The organism is Pseudogemmobacter humi, assembly GCF_900609055.1.
Classification (GTDB): Bacteria; Pseudomonadota; Alphaproteobacteria; order Rhodobacterales; family Rhodobacteraceae; genus Pseudogemmobacter; species Pseudogemmobacter humi.
In genome coordinates, this window is sequence record NZ_UXAW01000081.1 from 35,791 (window position 1) to 51,672 (window position 15,882).

Annotated in this window: 13 protein-coding genes; 10 read left to right on the top strand and 3 right to left on the bottom strand. The window is 67.9% G+C overall.

Annotated features, from left to right (window positions below):
* Window positions 1-47: 47 nt before the first annotated feature.
* Window positions 48-1,298, bottom strand: coding sequence for a D-amino acid dehydrogenase (locus tag XINFAN_RS13385; protein WP_124087370.1), 1,251 nt, complete (start codon window positions 1,296-1,298; stop codon window positions 48-50).
* A 146-nt stretch (window positions 1,299-1,444) separates the two neighbouring features.
* On the opposite strand from XINFAN_RS13385, the gene XINFAN_RS13390 reads away from it, so the two are divergent.
* Window positions 1,445-1,885 (top strand): Lrp/AsnC family transcriptional regulator, encoded by a 441-nt coding sequence (locus tag XINFAN_RS13390; RefSeq protein ID WP_124087371.1) that lies wholly within the window; start codon window positions 1,445-1,447, stop codon window positions 1,883-1,885.
* A gap of 271 nt (window positions 1,886-2,156) precedes the next feature.
* Here XINFAN_RS13390 and XINFAN_RS13395 read toward each other — a convergent pair whose 3' ends face one another.
* Window positions 2,157-3,209 carry an ABC transporter substrate-binding protein gene (locus XINFAN_RS13395; RefSeq protein WP_124087372.1) on the bottom strand — a complete coding sequence of 351 codons (1,053 nt, stop codon included), beginning with the start codon at window positions 3,207-3,209 and terminating at the stop codon, window positions 2,157-2,159.
* Between the two features lie 495 nt (window positions 3,210-3,704).
* Here XINFAN_RS13395 and XINFAN_RS13400 point away from each other — a divergent pair, with 495 nt between their 5' ends.
* The 9 genes from XINFAN_RS13400 (at window position 3,705) to XINFAN_RS13440 (ending at window position 14,694) form a co-directional block, all read left to right on the top strand.
* A complete protein-coding gene (locus XINFAN_RS13400; protein WP_124087373.1) occupies window positions 3,705-4,934 on the top strand; it encodes an aminotransferase class V-fold PLP-dependent enzyme in 1,230 nt (409 codons plus the stop codon).
* Window positions 4,935-5,154: 220 nt separating this feature from the next.
* Window positions 5,155-6,369 (top strand): SAM-dependent methyltransferase, encoded by a 1,215-nt coding sequence (locus tag XINFAN_RS13405; protein WP_124087374.1) that lies wholly within the window; start codon window positions 5,155-5,157, stop codon window positions 6,367-6,369.
* Between the two features lie 39 nt (window positions 6,370-6,408).
* Complete coding sequence (locus XINFAN_RS13410) at window positions 6,409-6,849, top strand: TrgA family protein (protein ID WP_124087375.1); 441 nt, start codon at window positions 6,409-6,411, stop codon at window positions 6,847-6,849.
* Entirely contained in the window at window positions 6,831-7,730 is a 900-nt protein-coding gene (locus XINFAN_RS13415) for an NUDIX domain-containing protein (RefSeq protein ID WP_160144619.1), read from the top strand. Before XINFAN_RS13410 ends, XINFAN_RS13415 begins: the two co-directional genes overlap by 19 nt.
* A 93-nt stretch (window positions 7,731-7,823) precedes the next feature.
* Window positions 7,824-8,483, top strand: coding sequence for a GntR family transcriptional regulator (locus XINFAN_RS13420; protein ID WP_124087377.1), 660 nt, complete (start codon window positions 7,824-7,826; stop codon window positions 8,481-8,483).
* 461 nt (window positions 8,484-8,944) lie between these two features.
* Window positions 8,945-10,345: an aspartate aminotransferase family protein gene (locus XINFAN_RS13425; protein WP_124087378.1), complete on the top strand. Its 1,401-nt coding sequence runs from the start codon at window positions 8,945-8,947 to the stop codon at window positions 10,343-10,345.
* A 188-nt stretch (window positions 10,346-10,533) separates the two neighbouring features.
* Window positions 10,534-11,568: a cysteine synthase A gene (locus XINFAN_RS13430; protein WP_124087379.1), complete on the top strand. Its 1,035-nt coding sequence runs from the start codon at window positions 10,534-10,536 to the stop codon at window positions 11,566-11,568.
* A gap of 4 nt (window positions 11,569-11,572) precedes the next feature.
* On the top strand, window positions 11,573-13,978 hold the full coding sequence (locus XINFAN_RS13435) for a DUF3772 domain-containing protein (RefSeq protein WP_160144620.1): 2,406 nt from the start codon (window positions 11,573-11,575) through the stop codon (window positions 13,976-13,978).
* Window positions 13,975-14,694, top strand: a complete 720-nt coding sequence (locus XINFAN_RS13440; RefSeq protein WP_124087381.1) for an alanyl-tRNA editing protein — start codon at window positions 13,975-13,977, stop codon at window positions 14,692-14,694. The genes XINFAN_RS13435 and XINFAN_RS13440 overlap by 4 nt, the downstream gene beginning before the upstream one ends.
* A 163-nt stretch (window positions 14,695-14,857) precedes the next feature.
* Here the strand turns inward: XINFAN_RS13440 and XINFAN_RS13445 are convergent, their stop codons facing one another.
* A complete protein-coding gene (locus tag XINFAN_RS13445; protein WP_160144621.1) occupies window positions 14,858-15,838 on the bottom strand; it encodes a CheB methylesterase domain-containing protein in 981 nt (326 codons plus the stop codon).
* Between the last annotated feature and the right edge of the window lie 44 nt (window positions 15,839-15,882).

The window sequence follows — 15,882 nt, forward strand, 5'->3', positions numbered from 1 at the left end:
GAAAATACCCCCGCCGGAGGCATCCGCGCCCGAAGGCGCGGAGCTTTTCAGGCGTAGCGCGAAATCCCCAGATCGCGCGCGTCGATCTCGGGCGCCCGCCCCGAGACCAGATCCGCGAGCAGCCGCCCCGAGCCGCAGCTCATGGTCCAGCCAAGCGTTCCATGCCCGGTGTTCAGATAGAGCCCCGTGACCTGCGTCGGCCCGATCACCGGGGTGCCGTCCGGCGTCATCGGGCGCAGCCCGCTCCAGAACTCGCCGCGCGCCAGATCGCCGCCGGGGAACAGATCGGTCACCGAATGCTCCAGCGTGCGGCGGCGCGGCGCCTCCAGCCGGTTGTTGTAGCCCGAGATTTCCGCCATGCCGCCGACCCGGATCCGGTCGCCGAGCCGGGTGATGGCGATCTTGTAGCTCTCGTCCATGATGGTCGATTCCGGGGCGCGGCCGGCGTCGGTGATCGGCAGGGTCAGCGAATAGCCCTTGACCGGATAGACCGGCAGCCGCAGCCCGAGCGGGCGCAGAAGCTGCGGCGAATGGCTGCCGAGGCAGACCACCACCGCGTCGGCGCGATGCGTGGCCTTGTCGGTGACCACCCCGGTCGCGCGGCCGCCCTCGCTCAACAGATGGCGGATCGTCTCGCCCCACAGGAACCGCACGCCCTTTTGCGCCGCCAGCCCGGCCAGAGCATTGGTGAATTTGAAGCAATCGCCGGTCTCATCCAAGGGCGTATGCAGCCCGCCGACGATCCGGTCGCGGGCATGGGCCAGCGCGGGCTCCACCCGGATGCAGCCCTCGGGGTCCAGCAGTTCGCAGGGCACGCCATCGGCGTTCAGCGCCTTCACATCCTTCACTGATCCCGCAAGCTGCGCCTCGGTGCGAAAGAGCTGCAAAGTGCCCTGCATCCGCTCGTCGTAGCCGATCCCGGTCTCGGCGCGCAGTTCTGCAAGGCTCAGCCGGGAATAATCGGCGATCCGCAGCATCCGGCTCTTGTTGACCGCATAGCGCGCCGAGGTGCAGTTCCTGAGCATCCGCACCAGCCAGGACAGCATCGCCCGGTCGATCTTCGGGCGCAGGATGAGGGGCGCATGCTCCATCATCAGCCATTTCACGGCCTTCATCGGAATGCCGGGCGCCGCCCAGGGGCTGCAATAGCCGAAGGAAACCTCGCCGGCATTGGCGAAAGAGGTTTCCAGCGCCGGCCCCTCCTGACGGTCGATCACCGTGACCTCATGCCCGGCTTTCGCCAGATACCAGGCGGAAGTGACCCCGACCACGCCGCTGCCCAGAACGATGACCTTCATTTTCTTCCCTGCGTTTCCATGGCCGGGGAAACCCCGGATCCGATGGCGCATGGTTGTCGATCATTGATCGAATGTCCTTCGCATCTGCGCAATGATCTGCGATACTGGGTGAGTCAGAAGAACATTCATGCGCAACACGCAATATCATGTCTGAGATCGACCGCATCGACCGCGCCCTGATTCGGGCTTTGCGCCGCAATGCGCGGATGACCAATGTGGCGCTCGCGGCCGAGGTGGGGCTGTCGCCCTCGGCCTGCCTGCGCCGGGTGCAGATGCTGGAAGACGCGGGCGTGATCCGCGGCTATACCGCGCTGGTCTCGGGTCCCGGCGCGGAAAACCGCCATGTGGTGATCGTGCGCATCAGCCTCGCGCGCCAGACCGAGGACATTCTGAACGCTTTCGAGGCCGAGGTTCTGAAGCACCCCGAGATCCGCCAGTGTTATCTGATGACCGGCGAGGAGGATTATCTGCTGCATCTCGAAGCCGAGAGCCCCGGCGATTACGAGCGCATCCACAAGGAGATCCTGTCGCGCCTGCCGGGTGTGACCCGGATCAATTCCAGCTTCGCGATCCGCAGCGTGATCTGAGGGCGGGGCTTCCGGTTCCTTCAAAGGAACCGGACCGATTTCTTCGAAGAAATCGGCGCGAAATCTTCAAAGATTTCGCTGCGCGGTTTCGGCGGCCCGCCAGCAGCACCTGGCCGCCGGAGGGATCGGATTCCTTACGGCTTTGTCGCTCATCCCGCGGGGCTTCGGGGGGAGTTGCAAGCAAACCGGAAACCCGCCCGCCGGTTCCGCGTCTCCCGCCGCCGGGCCCTTCACGAAAAAGCCCGGCCGGATGGCCGGGCTTTCGCGGGCGTCACATGCCCATCTTGATCAGTTCGAACTCTTCCAGCAGCCGCGAGCGCAGATCCGGGTCCATCGGCGTTTGCAGGAACAGGGTGGTTTCGACCGGATCGAGGAAGGCGCCCTCCAGGTCCGCCGCCGGGATCGCGTCGGTCGCCGCCGTATTGGTATTGGCATAGCCGATCGCCTCGATGATCGAGGGCAGGCTTTCCGGGGCGAACATCGAATTCACCCAGTCATAGACCTTTTCCTCTTTGCCGGGGCCGTTCTTCATGTTGACGAAGCCGCAGAAGAAGGTGGTCGAGCCCTCTTTCGGCGAACGGTTGAAGCCCACCGGGAAATTCTCGGCCTGAAGGATGGCGACCGGATCATTCCAGGACCAGGACACCAGAACCTCGCCCGATTTCATCATCTGCGCCAGTTCCGACGGGTCCGACCACCAGGTGCGCACATTCGGCGCGGCCTGGCGCAGCCAGTCGGCGGCGGCGGCGATCTGCTCGTCGGTCACATCGTCCCAGGAGGTGGTGCCGGTCGCGAGGAAGCCGAGCGCCCAGACATCGTCGGAATTGTCCGAGATCGCGATCCGTCCGGCATATTTCGGATCGAGGAAGACCGAAAGCGACTGGACCTCTTCCTCTGCCACTTCGGTCTTGTTGTAGGCGATGGCGGTATAGGCGAAATCATAGGGGATGAACCAGACGCCGCCGTCATCGCTGATATGCGGCGAGGCCAGCAGATCGGGGTCGATATTGCCGAAAGCCTCGATCTTCGAGGTGTCCCAGGGCTCGATCAGCCCGGCCTCGCGGTAGTTCGGCACCGCGCCGGGGCAGGGATGGACCACATCGGCGCGGAAGCCGGACGAGACCTTCTGGAACGCCTCGTCGTCGTCGGCATAGAAGGAATAGGTCGGCTTCTGGCCGTGTTTGGCGACATAGGGCGCCAGCGCGCCGTCGATTTCCCAGCCGGCCCAGTCGAAAACGGTAAGCTCGGGATCGGCCGCGAAGGCGGCGGAAGACAAGGCGAGCGCCGAGGCGGCTCCGGCGAGCGTGGAAAGGCAGCGGTTCATCGTGACTCCTCTGTCGTATGTCGGGTGAGATGGCCTCCGGGCGGAAGCCGGACCCTGTTGGCATGGCCCGAGGCTATGACAGGATTTTTGCTGCCACAAGCCGGATTGCGGGAAGTGCGCCGCGCCCGTGGCGCGCGGCAGCCTCCGGCGGGGGTATTTTGGTCAGGATGAAAGCGGGAAGGGGGCGTCGGGTGTGGCTGTGTGAGGGTGGCGAAGTTCTCCGCGCCCTTGTGGGCGTGGATGCCTCCGGCGGGGATATTTAAGGACAGAAAATGAGCCCCGGGGCGTTGCGGTTGCGGGAGGCCTGGCAAGGCGCGGCGGGGGCTTGCCTTGCGACGGGCCTGCGGCCTAATCTGCGCGCGACGCCCGGGCCTGCCGGGGTCTGGGCCGGCGGGAGACATCGCCGGTTCTGGCTGGAAGACCTGCCGCGATCCGGGATGGACCCTTTCGCGACAGGTCTGTTCCGCTTCGCGGCACCCTTGAAAAGGATGCCTCATGACCGCCCTCGATCTGGATTTCGTGCGCGCGCAATTCCCCGCCTTCGCCTCGCCGGTGCTGTCGTCCCATGCGTTTTTCGAGAATGCCGGCGGCAGCTATCCCTGCCGTCAGGTGGTCGAACGGCTGACGCGGTTCTACACCGACCGCAAGGTGCAGCCTTACGGGCCCTATCCGGGGGCGCAGGCGGGCGGCGCCGAGATGGACGAGGCCCGTGCGCGGCTGGCGGCGATGATGGGGGTGCGGGCGGCGCAGGTCTCGTTCGGCCCCTCGACCAGCGCGAACACCTATGTGCTGGCCCAGGGAGTGCGGGGCTGGCTGCGCGGGCAGAAGGCGGCGGTGGTGGTGACGAACCAGGACCATGAGGCCAATTCCGGCGTCTGGCGGCGCCTGGCCGATGAGGGTGTCGAGATCCGCGAATGGCGGATCGATCCCTCGACCGGCAGCCTGAACCCTGACGATCTGCGCACTCTGCTGGCGGATGGCAGGGTGCGGCTGGTCTGCTTCCCGCATTGCTCGAACATCATTGCGGAAATCAATGATGTTGCTGAGATTTCCGGGATCGCGCGTGAGGCCGGTGCGCGCACCGTGGTGGACGGGGTATCCTATGCGCCGCATGGTTTTCCGGATTTCAACGCGCTCGGCTGCGATGTCTATCTGTTCTCGGCCTACAAGACCTATGGGCCGCATCAGGGGATCATGATCCTCGATGAGAGCTTCGGGATGGAACTGCCCGGCCAGGGCCATTTCTTCAACCAGGATGCGCTTTATAAACGCCACACCCCGGCCGGGCCGGATCACGCCCAGGTCGCCGCCTGCGCGGGGATGGCGGATTACATCGACGCGCTGGCGGCGCATCACGGGCTTGGCGGCGATCCGCTCGCGCGCAACCAGGGGGTGCATGAGCTGATGCGCGCGCAGGAGACTGCGGTGATCCGGCCGCTGCTCGACTACCTTGCGGCGCGCAACGATCTGCGGCTGATCGGACCGCGCACGGCAGAGCGGCGCGCGCCCACCGTCGCGGTGGAGTTGCCGGGCGCGGCGGAGCCGGTGTCGGAAGAGCTTGGCCGGCGCGGCATCGCCTGCTGGGCGGGCGATTTCTACGCGGTCCGCCCGCTCGACGCGCTTGGGGTGCCTCGCGACAAGGGCGTGCTGCGGCTCTCGGCGGTGCATTACACCAGCGCGGAAGAGGTGGTCCGGCTGATCGCGGCGCTGGATGCGGTGCTGTAGGGGGCTGGGCGTCTCCTCTTCGGGAACGCATCTTCCCCGGGATCGAAATGCGCCGGGGGCAGGCAGGCGGCATGGCGGGCTGCCCCCCGCCGCGCGGGCGGCTTCCCGTCGGACTTTCGCATCCTGCGAAGGAAAGGCTTGAGCCAAAGGGATTTCTCTGGAAGTCTCGGGGGCGGAATTTCTATCGGCGACCGGATGCGGCAGGCAAATCGGGGGAGTCATGGAGAGTTTCGCCTCGACCGAAGGGCAGGACGGGCTGCCCCGTTACTTTCCGCAGGTCTTCGCCAGGGTGCGGCATCTGCGGCAGGGCTGGCTGGATTTCGTAATGCCGGACGGGCGCCGCTTTCGCGCCGGGGGCGCGGCGCCGGGCCCGGTGGCCGAGGTCCGCGTGGTCAGCCCGGACCTGTTCGCACGGCTCGTGCGCGAGGGCGATCTGGGCTTTTGCGAGGCCTATATCGACGGCGACTGGGAAACCCCCGACCTTCAGGCCTTTCTCGATCTGATCCTGCTGCCGGGCAACCTGGTGGTGCCCGACGCCTTCCCCGGCGCCGGGCTGGTGCGCGCCTTCGAGCGGCTGCGGTTCTGGCTGCATTCCAACACCCGCCGCCAGGCGAAGAAGAACATCGCCGCGCATTACGATCTGGGGAACGAATTCTACGCCAGATGGCTCGACGACAGCATGACCTATTCCTCGGCCCTGTTTCTGACCGGGCAGGAGAGCCTGGAGCGCGCCCAGGAACAGAAATACGCCGCCATGGTCGACCGGATCGGGGCCGCGCCGGGAGAGCATGTGCTGGAGATCGGCTGCGGCTGGGGCGGTTTCGCCGAATATGCCGCCGCCAAACGCGGGCTGCGCGTCACCGGGCTGACGATCAGCCAGGCGCAGCACGATTACGCGACAGAGAGGATCCGCCGCGCAGGCCTTTCGGACCGGGTCGAGATCCGGCTTCAGGATTACCGCGACCATCAGGGCCGCTATGACGGCATCGCCAGCATCGAGATGTTCGAGGCGGTGGGCGAGAAATACTGGCCGGTCTATTTCCGCGCCCTCTCGGACCGGCTGAACCCAGGCCGCAACGCCGTGCTCCAGATCATCACCATCGCCGAGGACCGCTGGGCGCGTTACCGCAAATCGGTGGATTTCATCCAGAAATACATCTTCCCCGGCGGGATGTTGCCCGCGCCTTCGGTGCTGCGCGAGCAGGCGGCGCGGGCGGGTCTTGCCTTCCGGGGCAGTTTTGAATTCGGCCAGAGCTACAGCCAGACGCTGCGGCGCTGGCACGAGACCTTTCTCGCCCGCTGGGACGAGATCCGCCCGCTCGGCTTCGACGAGCGGTTCCGGCGGCTGTGGGAATTCTACCTGACCTCTTGCGCGGGCGCCTTCAACGGCGGAAACTGCGATGTGACGCAGATCACCCTGACCCGCCGGGGCTGAGGTTCAGTGAACGGCCCGGGACCGGGCCAGAGGAGTTCCATGCCCACATCCGCGAAGCTCGTCGCCGCCGTCTGGTTCGCCCTGATGGGCTGGCTCGCGGCCAATGCGCATATCCCCGCTTTGGGCGAGAGCGCCTCTTTCGGCCGTTTCCGCGAGATCACCGCGCTGATCGGCCTGATCTGCGGCTGGCGGATCCTGGGGGGGCAGGTCGGCAAGGGCTATGCCGATTCCATCGGCACCGGCCTCAAGACCTCGATCGTGCTGGCGTTTTTCGCGGTGCTGGGCTTCTCGGCGTATCAGATGGTCGGCGAGGCGATGCGGATGCACTACGACGGGCCGATGGGCGCGATGCTCGGCTGGGTCGAGCTGATGATGGCAAACGCTAAAAACATGGCGACGGTCGGGGTGCTGGGGGTGCTGATCTTCGCCGGCGTGGTGGGCGGACCGCTGGCGGAATGGACATGGCGGCGCTGGAAGTGAGCGGGCGGGACGATCCCCGGCTGGACGATCCCGCCCTTCTGGCGCTGATCCTGGGGCCGGGCGGCACCGGGGGCGCGGCGCGGCTCGCGTTCTGGCAGGCGGCGACGCTTGGCCAGGCGGCGCCGGATCCGGCGCTGGAGCGCAGGCTGGCCGGGGACATCCTCGCGCTGATGGGGCGGTATCCGGCGGACAGGCTGGCGCAGTTGCGCGGCCCGATGCTGTCGCGGGCGGCCTCGGCCCTGCGCGCGGACAGGCGGGCGGCGAATGGCCCCCTGGACGGTGCGGTGGAGGTGTCCGAATGGGCGCATCCGTTTCGCGGCTTTTTCGCGGTGGAGGTGGCCGATCTGCGCCACCGCCGGTTCGCGGGCGGCATGACCGGGCCGATCCGGCGCGAGATGTTCGTCGCCACCGATGCGGTGACGGTGCTGCCTTACGACCCTTTGCGCGACCGGGTGCTGCTGGTCGAGCAGTTCCGCGCCGGGCCGCTTGCGCGCGGCGAGGCGCGGCCCTGGCTGATCGAGGCGGTGGCCGGGCGGATCGACGCGGGCGAGACGCCGGAACAGGCCGCCCGGCGCGAGGCGGCGGAAGAGGCGGGGATCGCGCTCGGCGCGCTGATCCCGGTCGCGGATTACTACCCTTCGCCGGGGGCGATGACCGAATATCTCTATTCCTATGTCGCACTCGCCGATCTGCCCGAAGGGACAGGCGGGCTGCATGGGCTGGAGAGCGAGGGCGAGGACATCCGCACCCATGTGATCCCCTTCGATCAGGCGATGCGCTGGATGGCGGAGGGGCGGCTCGCGAATGCGCCGCTGATCCTGAGCCTGTTCTGGCTCGCGCGCGAGCGGGAGCGGCTGCGCGGCACGGCGCGGGGCCTTTGAGAATATGATCATCTTCCGGCGGCCCCTATTGATTGCCGGGGGATCCTGGTCATAACTGGCCCGAACGGCGCGGCGAGGGGCGGAAGAGCAGGCATGGACGAGGACGGCCGCAAGATACCGACCCATGAGGTCACCTATGCGCGGCTGCGCGACATGATCCTGTTCGGGGTGCTGGCGCCGGGCCAGCCGGTGACGATCCAGGGGCTGACAGCGGAACTCGACGCCGGCATGACTCCGGTGCGCGAGGCGATCCGCCGGCTGACCGCCGAGGGCGCGCTGACGCCGCAAGGGAACCGCCGGGTCTCGGTGCCGCAGATGACGGAGGCGGTGCTCGACCAGCTGGCCTGGGCGCGGCTGGCGATCGAGCCGCAGCTGGCGCGGCTGGCGATGCGGCGGCTGACGCCCGGGCTGATCGCGCGGCTGACGGCGCTGGACGACGAGGTGAATGCCGCAATCGGGGCGGGCAACCTGGCGGGTTATCTGCGCGCGAACCACGCCTTCCACTTTACCCTCTACGAGGCGGCCGAGGCTCCGGTGCTGATGGATATCGCGCAATCCCTCTGGCTGCGCGCCGGCCCGTCGCTGCGGCTGGTGATGGGACGGTTCGGCAGTTCCGGCCTGCCCGACCTGCATGCCGAGGCGTTGGAGGCGATGCGCGGCGGCGAGGGCGAGGCCCTGTCGGCCGCCATCGCCCGCGACATCCAGCAGGGCGTGGATCAGGTGCGCCTCGCGCTTTCCGAAGGCGCCTTCTAAGCGGAGCGGGCTGGCGCCCGCAGGTCTTTTCCTCGCCTCTGGCCTGCGGCCAACCGGCTCGGGCGCCCCGCCGTTCCGGCGGGGTAGTGCCTCTGGCGGGCGTATCCGGATCAGGAGAAAAGGCCGGGCGCGGTGGCGGGCGCAAGAGGTCCGCGCCTTGCGGCGCGGATGCCTCCGGCGGGGATATTTAAGGACAGAAAATGAAGCAGAGAGAGTCGCAGCTGCTCATTTTCTGTCTCTAAATATCCCAGGTCGTCCATCGGTTTCGCCATCGGTTCAAGGAACCGATGGACGGGGGGCCCGTAGGGGCCGAGGGGGCAAGGCCCCCTTCCTTCGCCGGGGAAGCGCGCCCGTCCTGGATAATTTGATCAAATTTCTTGCCGCCTTTACGGATTACCTCTATTCTGATCCCGGGGCGCCCCGGCGCCGATACCGATTCCCGATGCGAGAAGGTGGCCGTCATGAACATGATCAACAACAACACGCCGACCGCCGAGCTGCAAAAGCTCGACGCGGCGCATCATTTCCATCCGTTCACCGACAAGGCGGGGCTCGCGAAGAAGGGGGCGCGGGTGATCCTGCGCGGCGAGGGCTGCTGGCTGACCGACTCGGAAGGCCACCGCATCCTTGACGGTATGGCCGGGCTCTGGTGCGTCAACATCGGCTACGGGCGGCGCGAACTGGGCGAGGTGGCGGCGCGGCAGATGATGGAGCTGCCCTATTACAACACCTTCTTCCAGACCACCCATGTGCCCGCCATCGCGCTGGCCGCGAAGCTTGCCGAACTGGCGCCGGGCGATCTGAACCACGTGTTCTTCGCGGGCTCGGGCTCGGAGGCCAATGACACCAACATCCGCCTCGTGCGGCGCTACTGGCAGGTCAAGGGTCAGCCCGAGCGGCGGATCCTCATCGCGCGCTGGAACGGCTATCACGGCTCGACCATGGGCGGCGGCAGCCTTGGCGGCATGAAGCCGATCCATGCCCATGGCGGCCGGATCGACGGGGTCGAGCACATCGGCCAGCCCTATTGGTGGGGCGAGGGCGGCGACATGTCCGAGGACGAGTTCGGCCTGATGCGCGCGCGCGAGCTGGAGGAGAAGATCCTTGAGCTCGGCGCCGACAAGGTGGCGGCCTTCATCGGCGAGCCGGTCCAGGGCGCGGGCGGCGTGATCATCCCGCCGAAAACCTACTGGCCCGAGATCCAGCGCATCTGCAGGAAATACGGCATCCTGCTGATCGCCGATGAGGTGATCACCGGATTCGGCCGCACCGGCAACTGGTTCGGCAGCCAGACCTTCGGCATCACGCCCGATATCATGACCATCGCCAAGGGGCTCTCGTCGGGCTATGCGCCGATCGGCGGCTCGATCATCTCGGACGAGGTGGCGGAAGTCGTCGGCTCGGGCGGCGATTTCAACCATGGCTATACCTATTCCGGCCACCCGGTCGCCGCCGCCGTGGCGCTGGAAAACCTGCGCATCCTTCAGGACGAGAACATCGTCGAGCATGCCGCGAATGTCGCGCATCCCTATCTGGCGGAACGCTGGGCGAAACTGGCCGATCATCCGCTGGTGGGCGAGGCGAAGCTCGTCGGCCTGATGGGGTCGATCGTGCTGACCCCGAACAAGGCGCGCCGCGCGCGTTTCGCCAGCGAGGAGGGCACCGTGGGCCTGCGCGCCCGCGAGCGTTGCTTCGCCAACGATCTGATCATGCGCCATGTCGGCGACCGGATGATCATCTCGCCGCCGCTGGTGATCACCCCCGCCGAGATCGACGTGCTGATCGACCGCGCGACGAAGAGCCTTGACGAATGCTATGCCGGGCTGAAGCAGGACGGGCTGCTGGTCGAAAAGCAGGGCTGAGCGGCCCCGGGGAACCGCGCAAGCGTGTTCCCCGAAAACCGGCTTTCGCGAAACGCCGCACGCGCCCGGTGCCGTGCAGGGAAATTCTTCTCCTTCCTTTTGCCGGGCTGCCGCCGCGATGGCTGCGGGCGCTTGAGTTTGCGCCCCGGCACTTTTACACCTGTGGAAAAGAGGAAGGCTTTTCTCCCATGCGCATCCACAGCGATCTGGCCGATACGATCGGCAACACGCCGCTTCTGAAACTCCGCCGCGCCAGCGAGCTGACCGGATGCACCATCCTCGGCAAATGCGAGTTCATGAATCCGGGCCAGTCGGTCAAGGACCGCGCCGCGCTCTACATCATCCGCGACGCGGTGGCGAAGGGGCAGCTCAAGCCCGGCGGCACCATCGTCGAGGGAACGGCGGGCAATACCGGGATCGGTCTGGCGCTGGTCGGCAATTCGCTCGGCTTCCGCACGGTGATCGTGATCCCGGAAACCCAGAGCCAGGAAAAGAAGGACATGATCCGGCTCGCGGGCGCGGAACTGGTCCAGGTTCCGGCCGCGCCCTACAAGAACCCGAACAATTACGTGCGTTACTCGGGCCGGCTGGCCGAGGCGCTGGCGCGGACCGAGCCGAACGGCGCCATCTGGGCCAATCAGTTCGACAATACCGCCAACCGCCAGGCCCATGTCGAGACCACCGGCCCCGAGATCTGGGAACAGACCGGCGGCAAGGTGGATGGATTCGTCGCCGCCGTCGGCTCGGGCGGCACGCTTGCGGGCGTGGCCGAGGCGTTGCAGCCCAAAGGTGTGAAGATCGGCCTCGCCGATCCTGAGGGCGCGGCGCTTTACAGCTTCTACACCGAAGGCAGGTTCGACAGCCCCGGCACCTCGATCACCGAAGGCATCGGTCAGGGCCGGATCACCGCCAATCTGGAAGGCTTCCGCCCCGATATGTCTTGGCGCATCCCCGATGCCGAGGCTTTGCCCATCGTCTTCGATCTGGTGCAGGAAGAGGGGCTCTGCCTCGGCGGCTCGTCCGCGATCAACATCGCCGGCGCGATCCGCATGGCGAAGGAAATGGGGCCGGGCCATACCATCGTGACCGTGCTCTGCGACTACGGCAACCGCTATCAGTCGAAACTGTTCAACCCGGTTTTCCTGCGCGAAAAAGGCCTGCCGGTGCCGGAATGGCTGGCGCGCGGCGCGCGGGCGCTGCCCTCGGTCTATGAGGACGTCTGAGGCGATGGGGCGCTTGCGCGCGGCCTTCGCGGCGCTCTGGCTCGGGCTTTGTCTGGCGCTGACGGTGCCTGCCGCGGGCTTCGCCCAGGGCGAGGGCGACAGCCAGCAGGTCGATTATCGCAACTGGGAACGGGCAGCGAAAGCCGCCGAGGCGGAACTGAGCGGCGGATCGGTCTCCGACAGCCGGCTTGATGAATTGCGCGCGGGGCTTGCAGAGTGGCGCGGGCGGCTGAACGCCGCGCAGAACGCCAATGCCGAGCGCATCGCCACCGTGCGCGAACAGATCGCCGCGCTTGGCCCGGTGCCCGAGGGCGATTCAGGCGAAGCGCCTGAAATCGCGCAGAAACGCAAGGAACTGAACGAGCAGCTTTCTACGCTGCTGGCGCCGCGCATCGCCGCCGAAGAAGCCTACCGCCGCGCCGACGGGCTGATCCGCGAGATCGACCGCACCATCCGCGACCGCCAGGCCGATCACCTGCTGCAACTCTGGCCCGCGCCGGTCAATCCGGCGAACTGGCCCGAGGCGGCGGTGGGAATGAGCGATACCTTCCTGCGCATCTGGAACGAGATGTCCCAGGGCTGGCAGGATGGCCGCGCGCGGGCGCAGTTTTTCGATTCGCTGCCGCTGATCCTGGTGCTGCTGGCGATCGCGGTCGCGACGACGCTGTTCGCCCGGCCGTGGATCGAGGCCTTCGCCGACCGGCTGCGCCTCGGCCGGACCGAGGCGCGGCGCCGCATCTTCGGCCTGATCGCCTCGCTCGGCCAGGTGATCGTGCCGACCATCGGCATGGTGGCGCTGTCGGTGGCGCTGATCCGCACCGGCTTTCTGGGCCCGCTCACCATCGGCGTGGCGCAGGCGCTGCCCTGGCTGGGGCTGACGCTGTTCTTCGCGGTCTGGCTGGGCGCGCGGGTCTTCCCGCGGGTCGAATCCGGCGAAGAGATCCTGGCGCTGCCGGTCGAGAACCGGGCCGAGGGCCGCTTCATGGCCGCCGCCATGGGCGCGGTGGTGGTGATCGAGGCGTTGCGCCGCATCACCATGGGAAGCCAGAACTATTCCGACGCGGTGACGGCAGTGGCCAGTTTCCCGGTGCTTTGTGCCGGGGGCGTGATGTTGTGGCGGATGGGCCGCATCCTGCGCCGCTCGCGCGAGGATGGCACCGTGGTCAGCTACGGGCGGCGGCTTCTGGGCTTTCTGGGCCGTGCCATCGGGGTGATCGGCATCGCCGCGCCGCTGCTCGCGGCCTTCGGCTATGTCGCGGCGGGGGCGGCGCTGGTGTTTCCCTCGATCATGTCGCTGGGGCTTCTGGCGCTGCTGATCATCCTGCAACGCCTGCTCTCGGACCTCTGGGCGGTGATCTACCCGGCCGAGGATTCCGTGGCCGAGAACGAGCGGCTCGTCCCGGTCCTGCTCGGCTTCGGCCTTGCGCTGGCCTCGGTGCCGTTGTTCGCGCTGATCTGGGGCAGCCGGGTTTCCGACCTTTCCGAGATCTGGACCCGCTTCCGCGAGGGGTTCCAGCTGGGCGAGACCCGGGTTTCGCCGACCGATTTCCTCTTGTTCGCGGTGATCTTCGTCATCGGCTATCTGGTCACCCGGCTGTTCCAGGGCGCTTTGCGCAACTCGATCCTGCCGCGCACCAAAATGGACCGCGGCGGGCAGAACGCGCTGGTCTCGGGCACCGGCTATGTCGGGATCTTCCTTGCCGCGCTGGTCGCGATCAACGCCACCGGGATCGACCTTTCCGGCCTTGCCATCGTCGCCTCGGCGCTGTCGGTCGGTATCGGTTTCGGCCTGCAAAACATCGTGCAGAACTTCGTTTCGGGCATCATCCTGATGATCGAGCGCCCGGTGTCCGAGGGCGACTGGATCGAGGTCGGCACCACCCAGGGCATCGTCAAGACCATCTCGGTGCGCTCGACCCGGATCCAGACTTTCGACCGCAACGTCGTGGTGGTGCCGAACGCCGATCTGGTCAGCCAGAGGGTGACGAACTGGACCCGTTTCGGGCTGGCCGGGCGGCTGATCGTGCCGGTCTCGGTGATCTGGGGCGAGGACAGCCGCAAGGTCGAGCGCCTCCTGCGCGAGATCGCCGAGGCGCAGCCCCTCGTCGTGCTGAACCCGCCGCCCGCGGTGGTGCTGCAAGGGTTCGGCGCCGGAGTGCTGAATTACGAGATCCGGGTGATCCTGCGCGACGTGAATTTCAACACATCGGTGCGCAGCGAGATCAACCATATGATCGCGGCGCGTTTCCTCGAAGAGGGCATCGCCATGCCCGGCGCCCCGGCGGCGATCGGCGTGGCCCCGTCGGCCCGCGCCGCGGAAGAGGAGGAGGCCGAAGCGCCGCCCGCCCCGGCCTCCGCGCCGCGCCGCAAGGCCGAAAAGCCCGGCCCCGCCGCCGAGGAAACCACATGACGGAGCTGCTGTTCCGCGACGATCCCTGGTTGCAGGAGGCTGTCGCCACCGTCACCGGCCATACGCCCGAGGGCGGCATCCTGCTCGACCGCGTGCTGTTCTATCCGACCGGCGGCGGCCAGCCCGGCGATTCCGGCATGCTGATCTGGCCGGGCGGGCGGATGGCCATCGCCACCGCCACCCGCAACCCCGACGGCGCCGTGGTGCTGGTGCCCGCCGATCTGGCTGCGCTGCCGCCGGTGGGGGCCGGGGTTCGCCAGGTGCTGGACTGGGACCGGCGCTACCGCCACATGCGCCTGCATACCGCGCTGCATCTTCTGTCGGTGGTGATTCCGCTGCCGGTCACCGGCGGCCAGATCGGCGCGGAACGGGCGCGGCTCGATTTCGATATGCCGGATCCGCCCGAGCCCGCGGCGGTGCTGGAAGAGCGGCTGAACGCGCTGATCGGCCGCGATCTGAAGGTGAGCGAGAGCTGGATCACGGATGAGGAACTGCGCGCGAGCCCGGCGCTGGTGAAGACGCTTTCGGTGCGCCCCCCGGCGGGGCAGGGCCGGGTGCGGCTGGTTCGCATCGGCGAGGGGGCGGGGCAGGTCGATCTGCAACCCTGCGGCGGCACCCATGTCGCGCGCACCGGAGAAATCGGCGCGGTGACGGTCGAGAAGATCGAGAAAAAGGGCCGCATCAACCGCCGCGTCTCGATCCGGCTGGAAAGCTGAACGCCGGCGGGACCGGGGGGCCGTCCGGTGAGACCCTTCCGGGCCGCAGGGCTGCATGTTCTGTGAGCGGGGCTGGGCCGACCGGAAATCCGCCGCTGTCAGTTGCACGGGCGGTTCCGGCTGAAGGATGAAGAAACCCGTCTTCCTCGCAGCCTGCCCCCGATCATTCGGAACCGGCGGCGCCCGGACGGTGCTGGCAATAGTTCAGCAGTTCTCCGGCGATCCGGTTCAGCGGCAGGCTGCGCTCCGCCGCGCCGAGTTCGGCCGCGGCGCGGGGCATGCCGTAGACGACCGAACTGGCCTCGTCCTGGGCCAGTGTCATCGCCCCCGCCGCGCGCAGTTCCAGCAGACCCTGCGCCCCGTCGCGGCCCATCCCGGTCAGCAGCGCCGCCGCAACCGAGCCGGCCAACGGCACCGCCGAGCGAAACAGCATGTCGACCGATGGCAGATGCCCCGTGACCGGCGCGCCGGGTGCCAGTTCGCTGCGCAACGGGCGCCGGGCGGCAAGGCGCAGATGGCCGGCACAGCCTGCGCCCACCATGATCACCCCGGGCTCCAGCAGGGTGCCATGCGCGGCGGGGATCACCCGCGCCGCCGTGCAGCGGGCGAACAGCCGGATCAGACTGTCGGAAAAGGCGGGCCCGGTATGCTGGACGATGGCCGTGGGCGGGCAATCGGCGGGAAAGGCGGGCAGGATGGTCATCAGCGCGTCGATCCCGCCGGTCGAGGCGCCGATCAGGATCAGCCGGTCGGGCAGAAAGCCGCCGCCCGCCAGCGGCCGCGTCTCGCCGCCCGCCACCCGTCCCGGCACCGGCGGCAGGCTCTGCGCCGTGTCGAGCCAGGCCGCGAGCCCGTCCTCTGCAAGCTGACCGGGCCCGGACGCCGGCAAGGCTTCGGGAATCTCCAGCCAGGAGGTGCCGGTCACCCGGAACATCGACAGCAGCCCCTCGAATTCCGGCTGGCGGGCGAGTTCGGGACCGATCAGCGCCAGCCCGGGCTCGCACCCTTCGGTCAGCATATAGGCCGAGGACAGGTCCGGCGCGAGACCGGCGATCTCGTAGCCCGGCAGCGCCGCGATCCGGCGGCTGAGCCGCGCGGCGGAAATCGCCCGGGTGGTGATGAGGATGATCTTGCGCGGTTTCATCGGCGGCGCCCTCGCGGCGGGCATCCGGCGGCGGTTCGCGGGGC

Excerpts from the sequence above, each read along its gene's own strand:
- XINFAN_RS13385 (WP_124087370.1), bottom strand. The coding sequence starts at position 1,298 with ATGAAGGTCATCGTTCTGGGCAGCGGCGTGGTCGGGGTCACTTCCGCC.
- XINFAN_RS13390 (WP_124087371.1), top strand. The coding sequence starts at position 1,445 with ATGTCTGAGATCGACCGCATCGACCGCGCCCTGATTCGGGCTTTGCGC.
- XINFAN_RS13395 (WP_124087372.1), bottom strand. The coding sequence starts at position 3,209 with ATGAACCGCTGCCTTTCCACGCTCGCCGGAGCCGCCTCGGCGCTCGCC.
- XINFAN_RS13400 (WP_124087373.1), top strand. The coding sequence starts at position 3,705 with ATGACCGCCCTCGATCTGGATTTCGTGCGCGCGCAATTCCCCGCCTTC.
- XINFAN_RS13405 (WP_124087374.1), top strand. The coding sequence starts at position 5,155 with ATGGAGAGTTTCGCCTCGACCGAAGGGCAGGACGGGCTGCCCCGTTAC.
- XINFAN_RS13410 (WP_124087375.1), top strand. The coding sequence starts at position 6,409 with ATGCCCACATCCGCGAAGCTCGTCGCCGCCGTCTGGTTCGCCCTGATG.
- XINFAN_RS13415 (WP_160144619.1), top strand. The coding sequence starts at position 6,831 with ATGGCGGCGCTGGAAGTGAGCGGGCGGGACGATCCCCGGCTGGACGAT.
- XINFAN_RS13420 (WP_124087377.1), top strand. The coding sequence starts at position 7,824 with ATGGACGAGGACGGCCGCAAGATACCGACCCATGAGGTCACCTATGCG.
- XINFAN_RS13425 (WP_124087378.1), top strand. The coding sequence starts at position 8,945 with ATGAACATGATCAACAACAACACGCCGACCGCCGAGCTGCAAAAGCTC.
- XINFAN_RS13430 (WP_124087379.1), top strand. The coding sequence starts at position 10,534 with ATGCGCATCCACAGCGATCTGGCCGATACGATCGGCAACACGCCGCTT.
- XINFAN_RS13435 (WP_160144620.1), top strand. The coding sequence starts at position 11,573 with ATGGGGCGCTTGCGCGCGGCCTTCGCGGCGCTCTGGCTCGGGCTTTGT.
- XINFAN_RS13440 (WP_124087381.1), top strand. The coding sequence starts at position 13,975 with ATGACGGAGCTGCTGTTCCGCGACGATCCCTGGTTGCAGGAGGCTGTC.
- XINFAN_RS13445 (WP_160144621.1), bottom strand. The coding sequence starts at position 15,838 with ATGAAACCGCGCAAGATCATCCTCATCACCACCCGGGCGATTTCCGCC.